Annotated in this window: 22 protein-coding genes; 11 read left to right on the top strand and 11 right to left on the bottom strand. The window is 59.9% G+C overall.

Going from position 1 to position 19634, the window contains the following annotated elements:
* The first annotated feature begins 9 nt into the window (after nucleotides 1-9).
* The 11 genes from bchL (at nucleotide 10) to ACXAH8_RS00905 (ending at nucleotide 8846) form a co-directional block, all read left to right on the top strand.
* Nucleotides 10-909, top strand: coding sequence for a ferredoxin:protochlorophyllide reductase (ATP-dependent) iron-sulfur ATP-binding protein (bchL, locus tag ACXAH8_RS00955; protein WP_171668521.1), 900 nt, complete (start codon nucleotides 10-12; stop codon nucleotides 907-909).
* The gene (gene bchM, locus ACXAH8_RS00950) at nucleotides 909-1577 is read left to right on the top strand and encodes a magnesium protoporphyrin IX methyltransferase (RefSeq protein ID WP_171668522.1); all 669 of its coding nucleotides are present in this window, start codon (nucleotides 909-911) and stop codon (nucleotides 1575-1577) included. The genes bchL and bchM overlap by 1 nt, the downstream gene beginning before the upstream one ends.
* Complete coding sequence (locus ACXAH8_RS00945) at nucleotides 1574-2995, top strand: PucC family protein (RefSeq protein WP_475215356.1); 1422 nt, start codon at nucleotides 1574-1576, stop codon at nucleotides 2993-2995. Before bchM ends, ACXAH8_RS00945 begins: the two co-directional genes overlap by 4 nt.
* Nucleotides 2996-3026: 31 nt before the next feature.
* Nucleotides 3027-3797: a photosynthetic reaction center subunit H gene (gene puhA, locus ACXAH8_RS00940; protein WP_171668524.1), complete on the top strand. Its 771-nt coding sequence runs from the start codon at nucleotides 3027-3029 to the stop codon at nucleotides 3795-3797.
* 17 nt (nucleotides 3798-3814) lie between these two features.
* Complete coding sequence (gene puhB, locus ACXAH8_RS00935) at nucleotides 3815-4438, top strand: photosynthetic complex putative assembly protein PuhB (protein ID WP_171668525.1); 624 nt, start codon at nucleotides 3815-3817, stop codon at nucleotides 4436-4438.
* A 9-nt stretch (nucleotides 4439-4447) separates the two neighbouring features.
* A complete protein-coding gene (puhC, locus tag ACXAH8_RS00930) occupies nucleotides 4448-4909 on the top strand; it encodes a photosynthetic complex assembly protein PuhC (protein WP_475215354.1) in 462 nt (153 codons plus the stop codon).
* A 12-nt stretch (nucleotides 4910-4921) separates the two neighbouring features.
* Nucleotides 4922-5218, top strand: a complete 297-nt coding sequence (locus ACXAH8_RS00925) for a hypothetical protein (protein ID WP_171327865.1) — start codon at nucleotides 4922-4924, stop codon at nucleotides 5216-5218.
* A complete protein-coding gene (gene acsF, locus ACXAH8_RS00920; RefSeq protein WP_171668527.1) occupies nucleotides 5215-6342 on the top strand; it encodes a magnesium-protoporphyrin IX monomethyl ester (oxidative) cyclase in 1128 nt (375 codons plus the stop codon). Before ACXAH8_RS00925 ends, acsF begins: the two co-directional genes overlap by 4 nt.
* The gene (gene puhE, locus ACXAH8_RS00915) at nucleotides 6342-7145 is read left to right on the top strand and encodes a putative photosynthetic complex assembly protein PuhE (RefSeq protein WP_171668528.1); all 804 of its coding nucleotides are present in this window, start codon (nucleotides 6342-6344) and stop codon (nucleotides 7143-7145) included. Before acsF ends, puhE begins: the two co-directional genes overlap by 1 nt.
* Complete coding sequence (hemA, locus tag ACXAH8_RS00910) at nucleotides 7135-8349, top strand: 5-aminolevulinate synthase (RefSeq protein WP_475215352.1); 1215 nt, start codon at nucleotides 7135-7137, stop codon at nucleotides 8347-8349. The genes puhE and hemA overlap by 11 nt, the downstream gene beginning before the upstream one ends.
* Nucleotides 8350-8420: 71 nt before the next feature.
* A complete protein-coding gene (locus ACXAH8_RS00905) occupies nucleotides 8421-8846 on the top strand; it encodes a c-type cytochrome (RefSeq protein WP_171668530.1) in 426 nt (141 codons plus the stop codon).
* On the opposite strand, the gene dxs is transcribed toward ACXAH8_RS00905, so the two are convergent.
* From dxs to bchC, 11 genes are all read right to left on the bottom strand, one after another.
* A complete protein-coding gene (gene dxs, locus ACXAH8_RS00900) occupies nucleotides 8843-10765 on the bottom strand; it encodes a 1-deoxy-D-xylulose-5-phosphate synthase (protein WP_475215350.1) in 1923 nt (640 codons plus the stop codon). The genes ACXAH8_RS00905 and dxs overlap by 4 nt on opposite strands.
* Before the next feature lie 187 nt (nucleotides 10766-10952).
* Complete coding sequence (pufC, locus tag ACXAH8_RS00895) at nucleotides 10953-12068, bottom strand: photosynthetic reaction center cytochrome PufC (protein WP_475215349.1); 1116 nt, start codon at nucleotides 12066-12068, stop codon at nucleotides 10953-10955.
* A gap of 1 nt (nucleotide 12069) precedes the next feature.
* Nucleotides 12070-13056 carry a photosynthetic reaction center subunit M gene (pufM, locus tag ACXAH8_RS00890; RefSeq protein WP_475215348.1) on the bottom strand — a complete coding sequence of 329 codons (987 nt, stop codon included), beginning with the start codon at nucleotides 13054-13056 and terminating at the stop codon, nucleotides 12070-12072.
* 3 nt (nucleotides 13057-13059) lie between these two features.
* Nucleotides 13060-13899: a photosynthetic reaction center subunit L gene (gene pufL, locus ACXAH8_RS00885; protein WP_171668534.1), complete on the bottom strand. Its 840-nt coding sequence runs from the start codon at nucleotides 13897-13899 to the stop codon at nucleotides 13060-13062.
* Between the two features lie 117 nt (nucleotides 13900-14016).
* Complete coding sequence (gene pufA / locus ACXAH8_RS00880; RefSeq protein WP_152458432.1) at nucleotides 14017-14175, bottom strand: light-harvesting antenna LH1, alpha subunit; 159 nt, start codon at nucleotides 14173-14175, stop codon at nucleotides 14017-14019.
* Between the two features lie 13 nt (nucleotides 14176-14188).
* Entirely contained in the window at nucleotides 14189-14338 is a 150-nt protein-coding gene (gene pufB / locus ACXAH8_RS00875) for a light-harvesting antenna LH1, beta subunit (protein WP_152458433.1), read from the bottom strand.
* Between the two features lie 87 nt (nucleotides 14339-14425).
* Entirely contained in the window at nucleotides 14426-14653 is a 228-nt protein-coding gene (pufQ, locus tag ACXAH8_RS00870; protein ID WP_371808689.1) for a cytochrome PufQ, read from the bottom strand.
* Complete coding sequence (bchZ, locus tag ACXAH8_RS00865) at nucleotides 14635-16134, bottom strand: chlorophyllide a reductase subunit Z (protein WP_171668535.1); 1500 nt, start codon at nucleotides 16132-16134, stop codon at nucleotides 14635-14637. The genes pufQ and bchZ overlap by 19 nt, the downstream gene beginning before the upstream one ends.
* Nucleotides 16134-17690 (bottom strand): chlorophyllide a reductase subunit Y, encoded by a 1557-nt coding sequence (bchY, locus tag ACXAH8_RS00860; RefSeq protein ID WP_171668536.1) that lies wholly within the window; start codon nucleotides 17688-17690, stop codon nucleotides 16134-16136. The genes bchZ and bchY overlap by 1 nt, the downstream gene beginning before the upstream one ends.
* A complete protein-coding gene (locus ACXAH8_RS00855; protein ID WP_171668537.1) occupies nucleotides 17687-18688 on the bottom strand; it encodes a chlorophyllide a reductase iron protein subunit X in 1002 nt (333 codons plus the stop codon). Before ACXAH8_RS00855 ends, bchY begins: the two co-directional genes overlap by 4 nt.
* Nucleotides 18685-19623 carry a chlorophyll synthesis pathway protein BchC gene (gene bchC, locus ACXAH8_RS00850; RefSeq protein WP_475215345.1) on the bottom strand — a complete coding sequence of 313 codons (939 nt, stop codon included), beginning with the start codon at nucleotides 19621-19623 and terminating at the stop codon, nucleotides 18685-18687. Before bchC ends, ACXAH8_RS00855 begins: the two co-directional genes overlap by 4 nt.
* Nucleotides 19624-19634 lie beyond the last annotated feature (11 nt).

The following is a 19634-nucleotide window of genomic DNA, read 5'->3' as shown; positions in this document are numbered from 1 at the left end:
GAACACATCATGAGCCCATTGGACAAAAACCCTCCAAACCTGACTGGCCTTGATGGTGAAGGCTCGGTTCAAGTGCATCAGGACCCGACTGCGCGGATAGAAGGGGCCAAGGTTTTCTCGGTCTACGGCAAGGGCGGGATCGGGAAATCCACCACAAGTTCGAACCTGTCAGCCGCGTTCTCGACTTTGGGCAAAAGGGTGCTGCAGATCGGTTGCGACCCGAAACATGACAGCACCTTTACCCTGACCGGGTCCCTGGTGCCGACCGTGATCGACATTCTGAAAGAGGTCGATTTCCACCCCGAAGAGCTGCGCCCAGAGGATTTCGTATTCGAAGGCTGGGGCGGCGTGCAATGTGTCGAGGCCGGTGGTCCTCCGGCAGGCACAGGGTGCGGCGGGTACGTGGTTGGGCAGACCGTTAAGCTGCTGAAGCAGCATCACATGCTGGACGACACCGATGTGGTGATCTTTGACGTGTTGGGCGACGTGGTCTGCGGCGGGTTCGCTGCGCCGCTTCAACATGCCGACCGGGCGGTGATTGTCACTGCGAACGACTTTGACTCGATCTATGCGATGAACCGGATCATCGCTGCTGTTCAGGCGAAATCCGCCAATTACAAAGTCCGTCTGGCCGGGTGCGTCGCCAATCGCAGCCGCGACACGGATGAGGTGGACCGCTTCTGCGATCAGGTCGGCTTCAAGCGCATCGCGCATATGCCCGATGTCGACGCCATCCGCCGTTCGCGCCTGAAGAAAAAAACCCTGTTCGAGATGGATGATGACGAGGACATCGTCCGCTGCCGTGCTGAATATGTCCGGCTGGCTGAGACGCTTTGGAACGGGACTGAGGCATTGGCGCCTGAACCTCTGCCAGACCGGGAAATCTTTGAGCTGTTGGGGTTTGACTGATGACCTATGAAGCCACACGCGCTCGGGTCGAAACCTATTTCGACCGTACCGCCACCCGCACGTGGGAGCGGCTGACCAGCGATGCGCCTGTTTCAAAGATCCGCCAGACTGTGCGCGAAGGCCGCGATCAGATGCGCAACCGCCTGTTGGAGGGGTTGCCCGCAGATCTGACCGGACGTCGTGTTCTGGATGCGGGCTGTGGCACTGGCCAATTGACCGAAATCCTTGCTGCACGTGGGGCCGAGGTGGTGGCCATCGACATTTCCCCTGCCCTGATCGACATCGCCCGAGCGCGCTTGCCCGCGGCGCTGCAGGACCAAGTCGATTTCCACGCGGGCGACATGCTGCATGAGCCCAATGGCCCGTTTGATCAAGTCTTCGCCATGGACAGCCTGATCTACTATGACGCCGACCATATCCGTGACGCGGTGGATCGCTTCGCAGGTCACGGCGCAAACGTCCGGTTTACCGTGGCTCCGCGCACGCCTCTGCTGGCCGCCATGTGGTACGCAGGCAAGGTTTTTCCAAAAAATGACCGCTCGCCAACTATGGTGCCCCACAACACCAAGGTGCTGACCCGTAGGCTCGATGATGCCGGAACGGTCCGCGATCTGGGTCGCGTTAATTGCGGCTTTTACATCTCTCACGCGCTGGAGGTTGCTTTATGAGCCATCGCCCCTCGCCCTTCACCCGGATACCGGCCGAGTTCCTGCCCTTCGCAGATGCCGCCAGTGCGGACCTGCCGATGGGCCAGTTGCTGCGGCTGTCGCTATTCCAAGTGTCGGTCGGGATGGCCTCGGTCATGTTGCTGGGCACGCTGAACCGTGTGATGATTGTCGAGTTGGGCGTGGCCGCTACGGTCGTTGCGATCATGATCGCCCTGCCGGTCCTGATTGCACCCTTCCGCGCTCTTCTGGGCTTCCGCAGTGACACCCATCGCAGCGCGATAGGATGGAAACGCATCCCGTACCTGTGGTTCGGCTCGATCTGGCAGATGGGCGGGCTGGCTGTGATGCCGTTCGCACTGCTGGTGTTGGGCGGCCATTCCACGCTGCATGTCCCCTACGCCGGTGAGGCGCTGGCGGCGATTTCTTTCCTGATGGCGGGTTTGGGCATCCACATGACCCAAACCGCCGGGCTGGCATTGGCCTGTGACCGGGCCACACCCGAGACGCGGCCCAAGGTCGTCGCCCTGCTTTACGTGATGTTCCTGATTGGCATGGGGGCTTCGGCCCTGATCGTTGGCTGGCTGCTGCGCGATTTCTCAGACCTGCGCCTGATCCGCGTGGTTCAGGGCGCGGCAGTGGTTGGCATGGTACTGAACCTGATCGCCCTCTGGCGGCAGGAAAAAGTCCGCCCCATGAGCGCCGAAGAACGTGCAGCGCCTCGCCCCCGGTTCAGCGATGCCTGGTCCGATCTGCTAAGCGGAGGTCAAGCTGGGCGCCTGCTGGCGGTCGTCTTCCTGGGCACCATGGCTTTCAACATGCAGGACGTGCTGCTTGAGCCTTATGGCGGTGAAATTCTTGGCCTTTCGGTCTCGTCCACGACCGTTCTGACGGCCATGTGGGCCACCGGAGCACTCGCAGGGTATGGGCTGTCCGCGCGCCTCCTCGGGCTGGGTCGCGATCCGATCCGCCTCTCCTGCGGTGGCATCCTGGTCGGGATCGCCGCGTTCAGCGCCGTGATCTTCTCGGCCCCGATGCAGGCCCCGCTGTTGTTCTTCACCGGCGCCGGGCTGATCGGCTTTGGCGGGGGTATCTTCGCCGTTTGCACTCTGATCTCAACCATGTCCCTGCCAGAACAGGGCTTTGCCGGGCGTGGCTTGGCCTTGGGGGCATGGGGTGCTGCGCAAGCAACCGCCTCGGGGCTTGCTATCGCCCTTGGCGGCGCACTGCGTGACATCGTCAACATACAAGCGCTGCAGGGCAACCTCGGCACCGCACTGAATTCGAACGCGACGGGTTATTCCGTCGTCTACCACACTGAAATCGCTTTGCTTTTCATCACACTCATCGTGCTTGGGCCGCTGGCGACGCGCAAACGTCGGGCGACTGGCCCAACCGGTCTGCCGGAGTTCCCGGCATGATGCGCAAAACACTGAATGAAAGGATCACGGCATGACCCAGACCTTTTTCGGAGAATTCGACCTCGCCAGCCTGTCGATCTGGCTTTTCTGGGTCTTTTTCGCCCTTCTGATCTTCTACATCCAACGGGAAAACATGCGCGAGGGCTTTCCTCTGGTCGATGACGACGGTGAGGAAGCGCCCAATCAGGGTCTGTTCCCGGTCCCGGATGACAAGACCTTCAAACTGCCCCACGGACGCGGAGAGTTGACTGTTCCCAGCGGCCAACGCGGTGATCGCGATGATCTGGCACTGGAACGCACAAACGCCGCTGGAGGGTATCCGTTCGAGCCCACCGGCAACCCGATGGTCGACGGTGTGGGGCCCGCCGCCTGGGCTCCGCGACGCGATATTCCGGAACTGGACGGCCATGGACACCTCAAACTGCAGCCAATGCGCAAACTTGAGGCATTCTCGCACGCCGCAGGCCGAGACCCGCGCGGCAAACCCGTTGTGACCGGCGACAATCAGGCCGTCGGCACCGTCACCGATATGTGGGTCGACGTACCTGAGCAACTGGTCCGCTATCTCGAATACGAACTGGACGCGGAACATGGCGGCGGCACCCGGCTGGTGCCTTTGACCATGGCGCGCATCTGGTCAAACCGGGTCAAGGTCCGCTCGATCTTTGCCGAGCATGTCAAGGACGTGCCGCAGATCGCGAACCCCGATCAGGTCACCCTGCTCGAGGAAGAGAAAATCAGCGCCTACTACGCCGGCGGCACGCTTTACGCCAGCGAAGCCCGACAAGAGCCGCAGATCTAAGGACAGGAGCCACCCGCATGTCACATGACGATTTCGCAGTCGAACCGGTGCCGGGCCTGCCGGAACGCCCGCCCGAGGGTGAGGTGATCCTTTGGCAGGGTCGCCCGCACTGGTGGGCGCTTGCGAAATCCTCTGTCAGTGTCTTGTGGATTGCGGGCTATTTTGCGGTCCTGACGCTCTGGCGCTTTGTGTCGGTGGTGGACCTGATGCCATTGGATCTGGCCTTTGCCGCGTCGCTGCCCTTCGTGATCCTTGGGGCCGTAACCTGCGCGCTTCTCGTCCTGTTTTCGGTCATTCAGGCCCGGTGCACGATGTACACGCTGACCAACCGTCGCGTCGCCATGCGGATCGGGGCCGCGCTGACCATCACGCTGAACCTACCATACTCGAAAATCGCAAGCGCCGATCTGGATTTGCGCAAGGATGGCACCGGGACAATTGCCCTGACACTGCAAGGTCCGACGCGGTTCAGCTATCTGCTCTGCTGGCCCCATGTGCGGCCGTGGCGTTTCAACACCCAGCCTGCCCTGCGCTGCATCCCAGATGCGGAAAACGTCGCGCGCATCTTCGCAGATGCCGCCGAGGCGCAGGTCAGCATCCCGCGCGTCGAGCGCACCATGAACCCAATCGCGGCGGAATAGGAGAACGGCATGACCGATACCCAATCCCATAGCCAAGACCGCGAGTTGATCCCGCGCGCGCTGCTTCGGGCCATGGGGCTGTTGGTTTGTGCTGTTCTGGCCATCGTCACCTATGCCCGCATCGCCGATGTGCCACTTTCGGCGACGCCTCCGGCGGCCGAAATTACGCATGAGCGTGCGATGATCCTGATCAGCGATGGCGTCAGCGGTGCCGTCAGCGTGCTGTCGCCCGAAGGTGCAGTCATTGCCCGGCTGGACGCCACCCAGGGCGGCTTTGTCGCCGGTGTTGCCCGGGTCATCGACCGCAATCGCGCGCAGGCCGATCTGCCTGCACACACCCCCGTCATCGTAACGCGCCGCGCCAACGGCCGTCTCGATATCACCGATCCCGCAACGGGATGGAGCGCCGACCTCATGGGATTTGGCGCTGATAATGCCAGTCGTTTCGCCAGACTTCTGGACCAACCTTGAAAGGAAGCCAACATGGGACTTTTGACAAAAGACTTTGAACGCGCGCCCTGCACAGTCGAGGTGAGCCACAAATTCGAGAGCCTGCACGCCCATGTAAGGTTCGACAACGGTGCCGTGATCTATCCCGGCGACGAAGTGCAGGTGAAAGGCCCAGAAATCATGGCCCCGTTCGGTGAGATCGTCATCGAACAGCGCGAAGCGACGATCATACGCGCCAGCCTGCTCGAACGTCTCTGGACCCGCCTTACGGGCGATTTCGAAGTGATGGAGCTGTGCGAATTCTCCTTCTCTGAGGAGGTCACGCTATGAACATGCAATCCAAACACACCGCCGACGCCACCACGGTCGAAGAGGGCCTGGCCATCGCAGCCGAACAGGACGCGATCTATAACGACGAAATGGCGACCGAGACGGCGATGCAGAACACCCTGCTGACTCCACGCTTTTATACTACTGACTTTGATGAGCTGGATGCCATTGATGTCTCCTCGGTGCGCGAGGACTGGGACGGGCTGATCGCCCAGATGCTCTCGGACCCCAACAAGGGGCATTTCAAGAAGAACGAGGATTGGGACCAGATCGACTGGGGCGGAATGGAGCCGCAGTTGAAGAAAGAGTTCATCGACTTCCTGATCTCGTCCTGCACCGCCGAATTCTCGGGTTGTGTGCTGTACAAAGAGATGAAGCGGCGTGGGAACAACAAGGACATCACCCAGCTGTTCCAACTGATGGCTCGGGATGAGGCGCGCCATGCGGGTTTCATCAACGATGCGCTGCGCGAGGCCGGGCTACGGGTGAATCTGGGCTTCCTGACCCAGAAGAAGAAATACACCTACTTCCGGCCCAAATTCATCTACTACGCCACTTACCTGTCGGAAAAGATCGGCTACGCCCGCTACATAACTATCTTCCGGCATCTTCAGGCCAACCCCGAACATCGGTTCCACCCGATCTTCAAGTGGTTCGAAGAGTGGTGCAATGACGAGTTCAGCCATGGCGAGGCGTTTGCTTTGCTGATGAAGACCGACCCAAAGCTGACCTCGGGCGTCAATGTGCTGTGGATCAAGTTCTTCCTGACCGCCGTCTACGCGACCATGTTCGTGCGCGACCATCAGCGGCCCGCCTTCCATGAGGCATTGGGCGTCGATCCGGATTGGTATGCCCACGCGGTGTTCGAGAAGACCAGCGAGCTCAGCAAGCAGATCTTCCCGATCACGCTGGATATCGACGATCCACGCTGGCTCAAGAACTGCCGTGCGCTGTATCGGGCCAACGCAGACATTGCCAAGGCGAAGGAACGCGGTGGCATCGCGGGTAAGGTCGCTCAGCTTTGGGGTTCGCTCCGCGCTGGTCGCGCCTTTGCCGCGCTGTATTTCATCCCTGCGAAAAAGCATCAAGTTCCGGCTCAAACAAGATTGGAGCCCTGCTACTGATGACCCTCGCCCCCTGGATCGCCGCGCCTATTGCGCTTTTCCTCTGGTGGTTCTCCACCGGGGCGATCCTGTGGGTTGTCCGCCGTAGCGCGGGCGGACGCAACCGCACTGCGCTGTGCTCCTTGCCCGTACTCATCGCAGGGCTGGCCGGGTTCTGGCTGTCGCTGGGCGATGGCAGTACCGGCTCGATCTATCTGGGTTTCACAAGCGCTCTGGCGATTTGGGGCTGGATCGAGTTGGCCTTCCTATGCGGTATGATCACCGGCCCAAACGCCTATCCATGCCCCACCGACGCGCCATTATGGGAGCGTTTTATCCGCGCCTGGGGCACCATTGCTTATCACGAGATGCTATTGGTCCTGATAACTATCGTGCTGGCGCTGATCAGTTGGAACCAGCCCAACACTGTCGGCGCTTGGTGCTTCGGCATCCTTTTCTCCGCCCGCATCTCGGCCAAGCTGAACCTGTTTTTCGGCGTGCCGAAGTTCAATACCGAGTTTCTGCCCGACCACCTGGCGCACTTGCCCAGCCACTTCCGCATCGCCCGGATGAACTGGTTTTTTCCCATTTCCGTATCGCTGCTGTCCGTCGCCGTCGCCCTGTTCATGGCGCGCGCCGGACATGCCGCGACTGACCCGATCAAGACAACGCAAATCTTGTTGGCCAGCCTCACTGCGCTGGCCTTACTGGAACACTGGTTGCTGGTTCTGCCGCTGCCCGACGCGAAGCTGTGGCGCTGGATGCTGCCGGACCCGAAACCGCTCACCATGAATACCGAAAGGGAGGGACGTCATGGAATTTGACAAGATGTTCAACGCGCAGCTGGATCAGTTGAAAAAGGAAGGCAATTACCGGATCTTTGCCGAGCTTGAACGGCTCTGCGGCGCGTTCCCGACCGCGAAATCCCACGTAGAAGACAGCCCTGACAAGGTCACTGTCTGGTGTTCCAACGATTATCTTGGCATGGGTCAGAACCCGAAAGTACGCGAGGTGATGAAAGACGTCATCGACAGCTGCGGCGTCGGTGCTGGCGGTACGCGCAATATCTCGGGCACCAACCACCATCACGTTCGGCTTGAGGCGGAACTGGCCGACCTGCATGGCAAAGAGGCTGCTCTGGTTTTCACCTCGGGCTATGTGTCAAACTGGGCGTCGCTGTCGACCCTGGGCAGCCGCCTGCCGGATGCGGTGATCCTGAGTGATGAACTGAACCACGCCTCGATGATCGAAGGTATCCGCCATTCGCGGGCCAAGAAAGTCATCTGGAAGCACAACGATCCCGAAGACCTCGATCGCAAGCTGGCGGCCCTCCCTGTCAACAGCACCAAGATCGTGGCCTTTGAATCCGTTTATTCGATGGATGGCGATATCTGCCCGATGAAAGAAATCGTCGAGGTGTCCGAGAAGCACGGCGCACTGACCTATTTGGACGAGGTCCACGCCGTCGGCCTATACGGTCCGCGCGGCGGCGGCATCAGCGAACGCGAAGGGCTGGCAGATCGCATCACCCTGATCGAAGGCACGTTGGGCAAGGCCTACGGCTGTGTCGGCGGCTATGTCACCGGGTCCGAGGCGCTGTGTGATTTCCTGCGCAGCTTCTCAAGCGGGTTTATCTTCACGACCGCCCTGCCGCCGGCGGTTGCGGCGGCGGCGACAACCAGCATTCGGCATCTGAAAACCAGTAGTGCTGAACGTTTGGCCCAGCGGCGCCAAGTGAAGCGTCTGCGCGACAAGCTCAACGCCTATGGCATCCCGCATATGGACAACCCCAGCCACATTATCCCGGTGATGATCAAGGACCCGGTCAAATGCCGGATGCTGTCCGATATCCTGATGCGCGACTACGGCATCTACGTGCAACCGATCAACTATCCGACCGTCCCGAAAGGAACTGAGCGGTTGCGGTTTACACCGTCGCCCTTGCACAGCGATGACGATATCGACCGCCTGGTCGAGGCGTTGATGGTACTTTGGAAGCAGTGTGCTTTGGCGCACGCGGTTGCCTGATCTCATTGTGTGCAAAATTGACTTTGAGACTGATGCTCTAACTTAAAAGAACTTCGGAGGAGGAAATACAGATGAAAAGAATCCTGTCTGCCGGCGCAGCACTGGCTGTTTTCGCGGGCCCCGTTTTTGCCGAGGGGGACGCTGAGAAAGGCGCAAAGAATTTCAATAAATGCAAAGCCTGCCATGTCATTGTCGATGACGCTGGCGAAGAAATTGTAAAAGGCGGCAAGACCGGGCCCAACCTGTATGGTGTCGTGGGTCGGACTGCCGGAACGTATGAAGGCTTCAACTACTCGGACTCGATGGTCGCGGCAGGAGAAGCCGGTCTGGTCTGGGAAGAGGCAGACTTTACCGCTTATGTGGCTGATCCGTCCAAATTCCTGAAGGAATACCTCGACGACACCAGCGCGCGTGGAAAAATGACTTTTAAACTGCGCAAAGAAGATGAGGCCGCCAACATCTGGGCCTATCTGAACTCGGTCGGCCCTCAGACCTAACGGGCAGCAGGGAAAGAGATGACCTTTGTCTCGCGAGCGTAAAGCCCGCGGACAACATCTGCGATATCCCGCGCGGTCATTCCCGCATCTTCATACATCTCACTCGGCGCGGCCTGCTCGATAAACCTATCGGGCAGCGTGGCCGTACGCATCTTCAGGCCCCGATCCAAAGCGCCCGAATTCGCCAGATGTGACAGGACATGAGCGCTGAACCCGCCCTGCGCGCCCTGTTCCACCGTGACGATAGCACTGTGGCGGGCCGCCAGTTCAGCCAATAGCTCGGTGTCGATTGGCTTGGCGAATCTTGCATCTGCAATCGTTGGTTGGTGCCCTTCATCAGCCAGCATATCTGCCGCCGCCATACACTCGGCAAGATGTGCGCCCAGTGAGAGGATGGCCACGTCCTCGCCTTCGCGAACGATCCGCCCTTTGCCAATGGGAAGGATCTCTCCGCGTTCGGGAAGCTCTACGCCCACCCCTGCCCCACGCGGGAAGCGAACAGCCGACGGCCCATCATCATGGGACAGCGAAGTTGCAATCATGTGGCGCAGCTCAGCCTCATCCGACGGGGCCATGACCACGAATCCAGGTAGGCTACACAGATAGGTCAAATCGAAAGCCCCTGCATGGGTCGCACCGTCAGCCCCGACAAGGCCCGCGCGGTCAATCGCAAAGCGGACCGGCAACCCCTGTAAAGCAACGTCATGTACTACTTGGTCATACCCGCGCTGTAGGAAGGTCGAATAAATAGCGCAGACGGGCTTTAGACCACTGGCCGCCATCCCGGCCGCAAAAGTGACGGCGTGTTGTTCGGCGATGCCGACATCGAATACACGACCAGGGAACCGTTCAGCCATCGTTTTGACCCCGGTCCCGGCCGGCATTGCAGCGGTCACCGCAACGATAGACGGATCTCGGCTGGCCTCGTCTGTCAGGGTGTCGCCAAACACCGAGGTATAACTGGGCGCGTTGGCCTTAGCTTTGTTCATTGCCCCTGTTGAGACATCGAACTTGGACACGCCATGATACTTATCTGCGCTATTCTCGGCTGGGGCATAGCCTTTGCCTTTGACGGTCACACAGTGGATAAGGACCGGCCCGGTCGCGCGCGTCCTCGCGGCGCGCAACACGGGCAAGAGCTGGTCCATGTCATGCCCATCGATGGGACCGATATAGTCGAAACCCAATTCCTCGAACAGCGTACCTGCGCCCGGCAGCCCCGACACCAGCTGTCGCGCCCGGCGCATTCCGGCACGCACCGGTGGAGGCATGGCGGCCTCGAACCCTTCGGACAGGGATTGCATCCGAGCCAGCGGCTCCGAGGCATAGAGCCGCGACAGATAGGTCGACATTGCACCGACTGGCGGAGCGATGCTCATCTCGTTGTCATTCAGGATCACGAATAACCGCCGCCCTTCACAACCCGCGTTGTTCAGCGCTTCATAAGCCATACCGGCACTGATCGAGCCATCTCCAATCACCGCAATCGCATCCCCTGTTGGCATGCCCATATCGCGACCAATCGTGAACCCTAACGCTGCGCTGATCGAAGTAGAACTATGCGCTGCTCCGAATGGATCAAACACGGACTCTGAGCGTTTGGTAAAACCGCTTAGCCCATCCTTTTGGCGCAAGGTCCGCATCCTGTCGCGCCGCCCGGTCAAAACCTTATGCGGATAACACTGGTGGCCCACATCCCAGATCAGCTTGTCCATTGGCGTATTAAACACAGCATGCAATGCAACAGTCAGTTCAACCACGCCCAGCGAAGACCCCAGATGCCCGCCGGTTTCCGAAACAATGTCGATCACTTCATCCCGCAATTCATCGGCGATCAGTGCAAGCTCTTCATCGCTGAGCATCCGCAGATCAGCTGGCCCGGCAACGCGGTCCAACAGCGGTGTATCTGGGTGTGTCATAGCCTTACTCCGGTCAGTCGACCGGCGATCTGCACGGTACCGAACGCACGTCCGTGCAGATCACCAGCCAGATGTTCTGTCGCCACAGAACAGTTGCGAGGCATTTTGTGCCCCATGCGCGGACCGGGGAAGCCACCAGGTCCGTGCTGCGTAAGGGCGTCAGCCGGTCATGGGGAGACGGCTGGCCCTATTCGTACTCTGGCACTTCTGACGTCGTCAGTTCCGGCCAATCCGCGATCATGTTCATGCCTTGTAAGGGCTGCTGATAGCCCTTGTGGCAGGTCCGGCACGCCGCTTTGGGCGCGTCCTGATGGATCGGCCCCAGTCGCTCTTCCGGGTAAAGCTCGCCCAGCGGCACCAGGTAATCGTTGTTCAACTCCTGCACCATTGCGATGCCAAGGCTGGCGGTGGCCCATTGCGGGGTGACCTCGGCCGTGTCGTAGAAGGCGCGGCTGTTGTGGCAGAACACGCAATTCACTCCCAAGGAGTTGTCGATGTAGTTCATCAGTGAATAGGTGCGTTCGGTGTCCTGAATGGACCGGAAGCCTTCGTCTGCGGGCGAACCGGCAACGCGGGATTCCAAATCATGAACACCGATGATTCCGTAGTCCAGAAGGTAGGTTTCCAGTGCATCTGATGGCAGCGATGTTGACTGGCTTTGCACCGTCGCACGGTTCTGTACCGCACCCCATCCCGTCATCGCATCGACGACTGGAGTGATGCGGAACCAGATGTCGCTGGGTACGTTCTGACCTCGGTGACAGGTATAACAGTTCACGCCGACCTCTTTGTTGGCGTTCACATGCCCATCCCAGTTTTCATTGATGTTCTGGGTCATCTCGATCATGCGCCGGGAAACCAGTTTGGTGTAGAGATTATCCTCGCCATAGGTTTCCAGATCCCCATCGCCATGGCAGTAAGCGCAGCCTTGCTCGGGCGAGACCCAAAAGGTCATCGCCGTCATCAGGCGATTAAAGTTGTCCTCAGTCAGATCACCAAGCACCTGCACGTTTTCGTAGATATCCCGGGCCAGAACGTCGCCAGGCTGCGGGGGATAGGGTTCTTCGGTCAGGTATTCCTCGATTGTCGGATCAGGACGTTCGACATCGTTGATGAACTCGGTCACCGACATGCCTGTCCCACGCGGGCCGGTCTGGATGCTTTTGGTGGCAAAGGGCTGGCCGAAGGCCACCAACATCGCTGCAATGAAGATCGCGCCGCCCAGCGCCCCCACAAGGATCGCAGGGCCAAAGATATCCGTCGGGTTTTCCCTGTTCCACTCATCAAACCACTTGGGAAGCATCTCAGTTCTCCTGCCCTATGAAGCCTTCGTAAGTGCCAAAGGCTTCGTATCCGTATGACCCGTCATAAGCGGGGGCGAAGTTGTGTTCCTGTGCCCAGATGAACCAGTTGTCGACCACGGTACCGGTCAGCAGAATGCCAATCCCTCCGGTGATCGGGGTAAGTACCGCAAACCACCAGGCCCAGCGGTGAATCCCCTCCATTGTGGCGTTGAACCCCATGGTCCAGCGCCAGAACAGCGCCGCGCGTTCCGTTGCCGTACCGCGATCCACAATCTGCTCCAACTCGCGGTCGCCACCAAAACGCGTAACTGCCAAGATGGTCGCCCCGTGCATGGCAAACAGTAGAACCGAACCATAGAGGAATACGATCGAGAGACAGTGGAATGGGTTGTAGTAAAGGTTGCCATATCGGATCGAGAACGCCGTGGTCCAATCCAGATGCGGGAAGATGCCATAGGGTACCGCCTCGGACCACGATCCCATCAGGATCGGACGAAACAGCCCCAACACAAGAAAAAGCCAGATCGCCGAGGCAAAGGCCCAGGCGACATGCTTGCCCATCTTGTGCTCCATCGCCAACGCATAGGTGCGCAACCACCAGGACATGACCGAGACCAGAAGGAAGACACTGGCGATGATATACCAGCCCCCGTCACTCAGCGGTGGGATCGTCAGCCCGTATTCCGGGCTGGGTGGTTCCAGCGCCAGCCAGAAGCCTTGGCGCAGAAACTCGGAAATTGACCAATTGACCTGTGCCAGCATGTTCAAGCCAACGATGTTGAGCCACAGGATGCCGGTGGCGATGCTGATCACTCCAAAAGAGCCCAGATAGATTGGTCCGATCTGAGCGTTGCCGACCCAACCCGCCAGCTTCGAGAAGAACGGCTTGCCTATACGCTCGCGCCCCATCCGGCGGTTGTCGTCCATGCCCCATTCGGGCTCGCCCTGGACCTGCACTTGGGTAAAGATGTTCTGATACTCAATCATGGATCACATCCCCGCCTGTGAGGGCCAGATCGGCAACTCCAGCCACCAATTCCACCATTCGGGCCAGCCCTTCGTCCATACGGGCCCCGAGATGATGATGCACACGGCAGAGAAGAAGACTGCGTTGATGGCCAACAAAAATCCGAGACGGTGAATGCCCAGCGTCCCGATCGAGTACCCGATAAAATCGCGGAAGAATGTGTCTTCATGATCGGGCGTTTTCATCTCTTCCCCTTTTTCCGGGTTGGCCGCGGAAAGGATCAGCGCACCGTGTAGGGCAAGGGCAAAAGTGGTGGTGAAGAACAGAGTCACGGCCAGCATATGAGCCGGGTTGTAGTGGAAATGAAGATAGGCGTAGCCGGTATTTGACACCCAATCGAGGTGGCTGAAGATGCCATATGGAAACCCATGCCCCCACGCGCCCATCAGCAGCGGGCGGAACACAACCAGCGTGACATAAGCCAGAATGGCAAAACTGAAGGCGAAGGGCACATGATACCCCATCCCCAGCTTACGGCAGATTTCAACCTCGCGCAGCGCCCAACTGACAAAGGCGCCCACTGCACAGAAAGTTATGATCTGCCACAGCCCGCCTTCCATTAACGGGGCCATCCCCAGACCATAGCTGAGGTCTGGCGGGGCAATGTTGATAAGCCAGGGGTTGAACGTGCCTTGCATCGCCGCACCCCAAAAGATCAGGATCGTGCCAAGCGCGGCGAAGAACACCGTCGTGACGCCAAAGAAGCCAACATAGAAAGGACCGAACCAGAAATCGAACAGGTCGCCACCGATCAGCGTCCCTCCCCGGACTCGGTACTTCTTTTCAAAGCTCAGCATCGCCATAGTCTTGCTCCGACGTTTTCGGTCCGTGCCGGGTGCCAGTGTCCCGGTCTGCGCCGCGGGCGAGTCATGCCGCCCGCGGCAGTCTCTTAGTCCATCACGCGATGCCGCCGAACGGGTTTAGAACCCGGCGGTTGATGCCGCGTTCTCAAACCAGTTGAGACCGCTGCTAAGCACAACGAGGTGGATCATGACGGCGAGCAGGAAGAGGAATACGCCTTGCGCTACAAAGACGCGACGCGGATCGAAGATCAGCCAAATCTTGTAAAATTTTGCCATTGTCGATCCCTCCTCAGAACCACGGAGCCCAGATGTAGGTTGCGATATGTGCAACCAGCGCAACGATCGCGAACAGCCATAGGCCGCTCATGTAGACCGAATGCAGCTCCTGAGCTTGCTCGTCGGTAAGACCTGTGAAGGACAGGTCGTCATTATCAGCCATAAAGAACCTCCGGATCATTATGCTGACGCCGCTTACCCAGCGGCTGGGCCCCGTCCCGCGTGGTGCGGGCCGGATCTCGGGTCGCCGTCATCTGGAAAAGATGATTGGCGTGATCCTGTCGGCCTCGGACCAGGCCCGCGCCAAAGGTCCACGCAGGTTCAGCGTGCGGCGGCGCAGGGACAGCCTGATCCATTCGATCATCGCGAAGGGGATCGAAATCAGGAACAGGATCGCGAAGTAGAAAATGAACTCGGGCGGGCGCTGTGTCCGCTTTTTGTCCGTGTCACTGTGTGAATTCAGGGTTGCTGCTGGCACAGGTCTCCTCCTTCGGTTGGATCAGTTTTGGAACGCGCGGGGTCCAACGCCTGAACGGTGCTGGCAAAGACGCGCGCGTCCCCGTTGGATAGGGCCGCCTTCTCTGCGGCGTCGCGCAGGGATTTCGCGGCGGAAATGCGGGTGAGAACGGGGTGAGTTTCCAGAATGCGTTCCAGCGCTGCGCTGGCATCCTCGTCCCACGGCAATTCGGTGCGTTGCGTGGCAGGCGTGGCCGGGCCTGCGTCCATCTCGGTGCCAAGCGGCAGGATGTGGAACAGGGCGTCGAACAGCCCGTTGCAGACTTCTTGCAGCACATAGGTCGCGCCCGCGTAACCCATGAAGGGCGTGCCGGTTGCCCGACGGATCGCGGCACCCGGAAAACTGGCTGGAATAAAGGCCGGGGATGGCCCGAACCCGCCCTTTTGTTCCGCGAGGTAGATCTTTTCGTTGATGCTGCCGAACACGACCAGAGGCTTCTTCTGCGCCACCAGCGCCCGCACCTGATCATTGTCGGTCTTGGTCCCGGCGCAGCGCGCGACCGAGAAACCGCAAGGCAGGCCCAGATCCTCTTCCAAGAACAGCCTCAGGCCGCGCGCGTAAGTTTCATTGGCGACAACTCCGAACGAAGCCGTGGCAAAGAAATCCTGCGTGACCGAACGCCACAGATCCCAGACCGGTTTGATGGTGGAATGCTTTTCGCGCGTTATGAACGGTTCCGGATCCAATCCCGTAAGCTCACCCAATTTGCGCAGGAATTTGGTGGTCGAGTCGACGCCGATCGGGGCTTGCAGATAGGGTTTGCCCAACAGCTCGGCCAGGCCCCGACCGAATTCGCGGTACATGACGATATTTACGTCGGCATTCACCAGATTGCGCATCTCGGCCAGATGCGCGCCCAAAGGCATGACCATATTGACATCGGCCCCGATGCCTTCGACCAGACGCCGGATCTCGGCCAGATCGCTGGGCATATTAAACGTGCCGTACATGGGCCCAAGAATGTTGACGCGCGGCTTTGCGCCCTCGTCCCGTTTCTTCTCGGGCGGCATACGGCCCTTGGTCATTGCGAATTCTGTGAAAATCCACGTCATCGCACGGTCAGCGGCTTCCCACTGATCCTCATCAATGGTGCGCGGCAGGAAGCGTTGGATGTTAGTGCCCTGAGGCGTCACGCCTCCGCCGATCATCTCGGCAATCGACCCGGTTACAACCACCGCAGGCAGTGCCGGATCAAGCGTTCCCCAAGCGCGTTTCATCGCCTCTTCGGTCCCGTCGCGGCCCAGTTCCTCTTCGCCCAAACCAGTCACAACGATGGGCAATTCATGCGGCGGCAGAGCGTCGGTGTAGTGCAGGACAGACGTAACAGGCAGGTTTTCACAGCCAACCGGCCCATCGATTACCACTTGCAGGCCCTTCACGGCGCAGAAAGCGTAAACAGCCCCCCAATAGCCCCCGGCGCGGTCATGATCTTGGATGAGCATCAGATCATCTCCTGCGCTTTGGCGGCCTTGGCCTGCCGTTCCAGTTTTTTCTGATTGATGGCGCGGAAATCGGGGCGCAGATTCGGATCGCCTTCCCAGATCCCGGCGGTATCCTCAGTGCCGACCTCTTCGAAGAAGTCGCGCATGCGGTCCATCCTGTCCTTATTGGCGATCGCCGCGTTGATCACCTGCGCCAATGATCCAGCGCCCGCAGGTCCCATCAGTGGACGGGCAGATATCAGGTTGGTGAAATAAAGCGCCGGGATGCCCAATTGCTTGGCCTTTTGCACCACCGGAGTTGTGCCGATGGCCAGATCGGGTTTGACCCCTTCCATCGCCGCGCAATCCTGCTCCAACGAGGCGCGGAACTGCACCTTAGCACCATGCGCTTCCAGCCAGTCAGCGTCTTGCGCGGACCATTGGCTTTTGGCGCAGGCGGTACCGATATATGGCACGCTCGCGCCGCTTTCGATCAGCAAACGCGCCACCAGCAATTCGCTGCCCTCATAGCCAGAGACAGTCACTGTTCCAGAAATCGGGGCAGCGGCCAATGCGCCCTTGATTGCGGGAAGGAACGCATTCTGCGCCGTGCCTACCGTCTCCGCAGGAAGACCGAACGCGTCACCGATGGACGACAGCCAAGCAGCCGTGCCCTCAACCCCGACTGGTCCACTTCCCAATACAGGACGGCCTGCGGCCTCAAATTCCCGAATGGCCGAGGTGTAGAACGGATGGATCGCGGCCACAGCACCGCAATCCAGCGCAGCGTAGAGCTCGCGCCATTCGCGGCAGGGAACAACTGGCCCAGCTGCCAGACCCAGCGGCGCCAACATCTGTCCAACCATCACCGGATCGGCGGGGAACATCTCGCCCAACAAACTGACAGTAGGCCGGTCCTGCCGCGCACCGTCCGGGGCGGAGACCGGCCCTGCCTCGACCTCAGAGCGGGCATAGGCCAGCATGGCACCGGCCAAAACATCCTTGGCCTCGGCATGGGTTGGAATGCCGAACCCCGGCACATCAATCCCGACGATCCGCACCCCATTGATTTCATTTGGCAAAAGCCGCAGCGGCACGCCGCTGGCGGTTGGCACGCAGAGGTTGGTGACAACAACTGCATCGTACTTCTCAGGGTCCGCGAGATCGTAAACAGCCGCGCGGATGTCTTCGAACAGCTTGCCAGTGACCAGCGTTTCCGAGTTGAACGGCACATAGCCCACCGACCGCCGGGCGCCGTAGAAATGGCTGACAAAGGTCAGACCATAGACACAGCAGGCCGAGCCGCTCAGCACTGTAGCCACCCGTTTCATCCGCAACCCGACACGCAGCGAGCCAAAAGCGGGACACATGCTTTGCGGCTTGTCATGGGGGCCCTGCGGGTAATCGCGCGCATATTGGTCCAGCAACTCGGACTGGCCTGCGATGCGCGCGGCGTCTTCCATCTCGGACCCAGAATGACAGCCCAAGGCAGGCGGCTCACCGACGGTTTCCACGCGAGGTTCGCCCTTGATCACCTGCGCCTCGGCGGACGCGTCATATGTGACTTCTTTGTTCATGCGTCGTCGTAGATCACTTCCAGAGACTTCTTAGGCGCTGCGTTCTTTCCGCGCATGTCTTCGTCGGTGGCTGGAACCAACTCGATGCCCGCCCCGGTTTCCTTACCGTCGAACAGCGCCAGCAGACCGTCCTGATCCAAAGGCGCAGGCCGGACCGGCGGCGCGTCGGCCACGTTCACACCGAGGGCGGCGAAAAGAGGGCCCCACTGGCCGGATTCCGTGCCAACAATCTGATAGTTCGCTGATTTCTTACGCAGATCATCATCCTGTGGGATCGACGCGAGAACCGGGATATTTACCGCCTCGGCAAAAGCTTGCGCCTCGCCCGTTCCGTCATCCTTGTTCACGACCAGGCCGGCGACGCCAACGTTACCGCCGAGCTTGCGGAAGTACTCCACCGCCGAGCAGACATTGTTCGCCACATACAGCGATTGCAGGTCGTTCGAGCCAACCAGAATGACCTTCTGTGCCATGTCTCGCGCAATCGGCAAGCCAAAGCCGCCGCAAACCACGTCGCCCAGGAAATCCAGCAGAACGAAGTCAAAATCCCAATCGTGGAAGCCCAGCTTCTCGAGCAGTTCGAACCCATGGATAATACCGCGACCACCGCAGCCGCGCCCGACCTCGGGGCCGCCCAGCTCCATCGCGTAAACACCGCCACGCTTGAAGCAAACATCGCCGATCTTCACCTCTTCACCCGCCAGTTTCTTTTGGGTCGAGGTCTCGATGATCGTCGGGCATGCCTTGCCGCCAAATAGCAGCGAGGTGGTGTCGGATTTTGGGTCGCAGCCGATCAGCAGCACGCGTTTGCCTTGCTCGGCCATCATGTGGCTGAGATTGGCCAGCGTGAAGCTTTTGCCGATCCCGCCTTTGCCATAGATCGCGATGATCTGGGTTTTCTTGACCGCCTCGGTCGGCAACACGTCGGCCAAATCCTCATGGGCCTCGGCCTTGAGCCGGGCGTCGAACTCTTTCAGGTTGGGGGCGTCGTCTTTCATGTGATCTCCCAATCAAGAACAAGTTTCAGGCAGTCGGGATCTTCAAAGGCTGTGGCATAGGCCGTTGCGGCATCCGACGCGGGCGCGATATGGCTGATCAGATTGTCCAGCGACAAAGCCCCGCTTTCGACCAGCGAGCGGGTGGCGCGCATATCCTCGGGCGTCCATTCCGCCGCGATGCGCATCCGGGCTTCTTTCATGAAGGCGGGCGGGAAAGCAAAGCTGAGCGGTTGGGTGTAGAACCCGGCCAGCACGATCTCGCCCGTGCGTCTCAGGCGCGAGACCAGAGAGTTCAGGATCGCGCTGTCGCCCGAGGCATCGTAGATACAGCCATAGTCGCGGCGCGGGTCTTCCTCGGGGGCGATAACCTGATAGCCTTCGGCCCCATCGCGTCGGGCGCGGTTGGTCTCCCACACCAGCGGCGCTGGTGCTCCGGCAGCGATGGTGAGGCGCGCGAGCAGGCGGCCAACCACACCGTGGCCGACGATCAGTTCAGGGACCTGATGGCCCAAACCGGCCATCGAATGACGCGCTGTGGCGGCCAGCGCCAGCAGTGTCATCTCACGTTGACAGCCCGAGTCGAGTGGCGTGACACGATCCGCATCCGTCACGATCAGGCGCGAGGAACCTCCGAACAACCCATGCGCATCCTCGTAACAGGTGGCTCCGGGTACAAACACCGCATCGCCCACACCGTACCGCGTATCGGACCCGGCCTCGACCACTTCGCCCACGGCCTCATAGCCGGGAACCAGTGGGTAACCCATGCCGGGAAAGGGCGGCATCTCCCCGGACCAAAACAGTTTTTCTGTTCCAGTCGAGACCCCGGAATGACGGATTTCAACCACCAGATCCGATGCGGATGGCGGGGATAATGTCACAGACTCAACAGACAGATGCCCGGGTCCATGCAGTACTACGGCTGAAGATCTCACGGTCTTCCCTC

The organism is Ruegeria sp. ABV3_008 (assembly GCF_056161185.1).
The sequence above is the reverse complement of the archived record's forward strand: the minus strand, read 5'-3'. Positions and strand labels throughout refer to the sequence as shown.